Below are 3,547 nucleotides of genomic sequence, written 5' to 3' on the forward strand. Positions count from 1 at the left end.
TCGACGAGGGCTCGTTCGTGGAGCTCGACGAGCTCGCGCGACACCGCTCGACGGCGTTCGGCCTGGAGAAGAACCGGCCCTACGGCGACGGCGTCATCACCGGCTACGGCACGATCGAGGGTCGGCAGGTCTGCGTCTTCAGCCAGGACTTCAGCGTCTTCGGCGGCTCGCTCGGCGAGGTCTACGGCGAGAAGATCACCAAGGTGATGGACCTCGCGATCAAGACCGGCTGCCCGATCATCGGCATCAACGAGGGCGCCGGTGCCCGCATCCAGGAAGGTGTGGTCTCCCTGGGTCTCTACGGCGAGATCTTCCGCCGCAACGTGCACGCCTCCGGCGTCATCCCGCAGATCAGCCTGATCATGGGCAACTGCGCCGGCGGGCACGTCTACTCCCCCGCCGTCACCGACTTCACGATCATGGTCGACCAGACCTCCGCGATGTTCATCACCGGTCCCGACGTCATCAACACGGTGACCGGCGAGGACGTCACGATGGAGGAGCTCGGCGGCGCCCGCACCCACAACACGAAGTCCGGCAACTCGCACTACATGGCCTCCGACGAGGAGGACGCCATCGAGTACACCAAGGCGCTGCTGTCCTACCTGCCGCAGAACAACCTCGACGAGCCGATCGTGTTCGACGAGCCCGCAGACCTCGAGGTCAACGAGCTCGACCAGGCGCTCGACACGCTGATCCCCGACGGCGCCAACCAGCCCTACGACATGCACACGGTCATCGAGTCGGTGCTGGACGACGAGGAGTTCCTGGAGGTCCACGCAATGTTCGCCCCGAACATCATCGTGGGCTACGGCCGGGTCGAGGGTCGTCCGGTCGGCGTCGTGGCCAACCAGCCGATGCAGTTCGCCGGGTGCCTCGACATCGACGCCTCCGAGAAGGCCGCCCGCTTCGTGCGCACCTGCGACGCCTTCAACATCCCGGTGCTGACCTTCGTCGACGTCCCGGGGTTCCTGCCCGGGACGGACCAGGAGTTCAACGGCATCATCCGCCGGGGGGCGAAGCTGATCTACGCCTACGCCGAGGCGACCGTGCCGCTGATCACCGTGATCACCCGCAAGGCCTACGGCGGCGCCTACGACGTCATGGGCTCCAAGCACCTCGGCGCCGACATCAACGTCTCCTGGCCCACCGGGCAGATCGCAGTGATGGGGGCCCAAGGGGCGATCAACATCCTCTACCGCAACGAGATCGCCGAGGCCGTCGCGGCCGGGACGGAAGCCGAGCGTCGAGCCGAGCTCGTCCAGGACTACGACGACACCCTGGCCAACCCCTACGTCGCGGCGGAGCGGGGTTACATCGACGCCGTCATCGCGCCGCACGAGACCCGCGCCGAGATCGTCCGCTCGCTGCGCCTGCTCCGCTCGAAGCGGGCGACGCTGCCGGCGAAGAAGCACGGGAACATCCCCCTCTGATGGGCACCGACAAGGGTTCCGACAGGGCCGAGGTGCCACTGCTGACGGTCGTCAACGCCGACGCAACGCCAGAGGAGATCGCGGCGCTGGTCGCGGTCTTCTCCTCGCTCGGGTCGAGCGGGGGCGAGGGTTCGCCTCGGCGTACGCCCGAGTGGTCGCGTCCTGGCCGCCTCATGCGCGGACCCGTCGCCCATGGCCCCGGAGGCTGGCGCGCGAGCGCGCTGCCGCGCTGACCTGCATTCCCGGTCGCCGTCCTGCGCGCGTGATGGCAGGGTGGCTCCGTGACCCCACGAAGCATTGACGCCCTGTGTGACCAGTTCGTCGACGACTACACGTCGCTCGACCCCATCGCCGCCACCATGGTGGGCGTCGCCGGCCACGACGACCGGTTGACGGACTTCTCGCCGGCGGGCTACGACGCGCGGATCGCGCTCGTGCGTGCCGCGGTCGAGGCGGTCGAGGCGGCCACCCCGGTCGACGACCGCGAGGCCTCGGCCCGGGACGCCTTCCTGGAGCGCAACCGGCTCGAGCTCGAGCTGGAGGCCGCGGGGCTCGGCCGCTCCCGGATGTCGGTCCTGTGGAGCGGGCTGCATGAGATCAGGGAGGTCTTCGACCTGATGCCGACCGAGGGCGAGGAGGCCATCGCGAACATCGGTGCGCGTCTCGCCGCCCTACCCTCCGCGCTCGAGGGTCTGCGCGTCACGCTGTCCGACGAGGCGCGCAAGGGCCACGTGGTCGCGGCCCGGCAGTACGCCGAGGTCGCCGAGCAGGTACGCCGCTGGACCGGCCAGACAGGTGAGGGCGGCGACTTCTTCACCGGGCTCGTCGAGCGACTGGAGACCGACGACGACACCGCGCTCCTCGCGCATGCTGCCGCCGCCAGCCGGGCCTTCGCCAGCTTCGGGCTGTTCCTGTCCGACGAGCTCGAGCCCCAGGGGCGTGACAAGGAAGGCGTGGGGCGCGAGCACTACGCCCTCGCCAGCCGCTACTTCCTCGGCGCAGAAGTCGACCTCGACGAGACCTACGCCTGGGGCTGGACCGAGCTCAAGCGCCTGTCCGACCTGATGGACGAGACGGCCGAGGCGATCCTGCCCGGCTCCAGCGTGGACGAGGCCGTCGCACACCTGGAGGCAGACGAGTCGCGGATCGTGACCGGCCGCGAGGCGTTCCGTGACTGGATGCAGGACCTCGCCGACCGCACGATCGCGGAGCTCGGCGACACACACTTCGACATACCGGAGCCGATCCGCCGGATCGAGTGCATGCTCGCTCCCACCAACGACGGCGCCATCTACTACACCGGCCCGTCGGAGGACTTCTCGCGCCCGGGGCGCATGTGGTGGTCGGTGCCCGACGGCATCGAGACGTTCCACCCCTGGCGTGAGGTCACCACCGTCTTCCACGAAGGCGTCCCGGGGCACCACCTGCAGGTCGCGCAGACGGCCTACCGCAAGGAGAGCCTGAACCGCTGGCAGCGCCTCATGTGCTGGTGCAGCGGCCACGGCGAGGGCTGGGCGTTGTACGCCGAACGCCTGATGGACGAGCTCGGCCACCTCTCCGACCCGGCGGACAAGCTCGGGATGCTGGACGGGCAGTCGATGCGCGCGGCCCGGGTGATCGTCGACATCGGCATGCACCTCGAGCTGGAGATCCCTGCGGACAACCCCTTCGGGTTCCACCCCGGTGAGACGTGGACGCCGGAGCTCGGGTTGGAGTTCATGCGTCAGCACTGCCGGATGGACGACGACGTCATCCAGTTCGAGGTCAAGCGCTACCTCGGCCTGCCGGGTCAGGCGCCGTCGTACAAGGTCGGCGAGCGCATCTGGCTGGAATCCCGCGCCGAGGTGCAGGCCCGCCAGGGCGCCGACTTCGATCTGAAGGCCTTCCACCGGGCCGCGCTCGATCTCGGATCGGTGGGTCTCGACCCGCTCACGGCGGCCCTCGCCCGGTTGTGAGGCGAGGGCGGTGCCAAGGCCGCATTCTCGAGGCTTCGGTTCTAGGTAGTGATGCAACACCTCTGATGTGAGGAGTTGTGATGGTCAAACCACCGTTGCCTTATGAGGTGGAGCGCCGATTTTGGGCCGAGATTCGTGCCGGTCTGGTCGTCGCGAGGG

3 protein-coding genes are annotated in these 3,547 nt (G+C 68.8%); all 3 read left to right on the forward strand.

Features of this window, described 5'->3' with window-relative positions; genetic code table 11:
- Positions 1-1,433 (forward strand): acyl-CoA carboxylase subunit beta (locus JWN68_RS01715; RefSeq protein ID WP_297733749.1); only part of this gene is annotated, 1,433 nt, incomplete at its 5' end.
- On the forward strand, positions 1,433-1,666 hold the full coding sequence (locus tag JWN68_RS01720; protein WP_297733752.1) for an acyl-CoA carboxylase subunit epsilon: 234 nt from the start codon (positions 1,433-1,435) through the stop codon (positions 1,664-1,666). The genes JWN68_RS01715 and JWN68_RS01720, both read left to right, overlap by 1 nt.
- A 48-nt stretch (positions 1,667-1,714) precedes the next feature.
- Positions 1,715-3,388: a DUF885 domain-containing protein gene (locus JWN68_RS01725; RefSeq protein WP_297733756.1), complete on the forward strand. Its 1,674-nt coding sequence runs from the start codon at positions 1,715-1,717 to the stop codon at positions 3,386-3,388.
- Positions 3,389-3,547 lie beyond the last annotated feature (159 nt).

The organism is Nocardioides sp. (assembly GCF_025964975.1).
GTDB lineage: Bacteria > Actinomycetota > Actinomycetes > Propionibacteriales > Nocardioidaceae > Nocardioides.

Bases quoted from the DNA above. Each gene is read 5' to 3' on its own strand.
- JWN68_RS01720 (WP_297733752.1), top strand. From the start codon at position 1,433: ATGGGCACCGACAAGGGTTCCGACAGGGCCGAGGTGCCACTGCTGACG.